Consider the following 208-nt stretch of genomic DNA (forward strand, 5'->3'; position numbering starts at 1 on the left):
CAGATAGCCGGGGCGGTCGGGACGGACGGTGTACAGGCTGCTTTCGGGCAGGCTGAAGCGGCCGTCGGGACTTTTAATGCGTTGTGGCGCAACGGCGGCGGTGGCGGCATCGGCTGCGGCGGCATGGCCGGCGGGGGGATTCAGGCTGCCTGCCTGATCCTGATAGCTGATGTGGTTGGCAAATTCGCGGCGTTCAAGCAGGGTTTCG

Annotated in this window: 1 protein-coding gene; it reads right to left on the bottom strand. The window is 65.9% G+C overall.

The genetic code is table 11. The annotated features are described in order from the left end of the window. The coding region (locus MB824_RS04565; protein WP_238746352.1) for a hypothetical protein at window positions 1-208 on the bottom strand (208 nt) is incomplete at both ends.

The organism is Kingella pumchi, assembly GCF_022288825.1.
Classification (GTDB): domain Bacteria; phylum Pseudomonadota; class Gammaproteobacteria; order Burkholderiales; family Neisseriaceae; genus Kingella_D; species Kingella_D pumchi.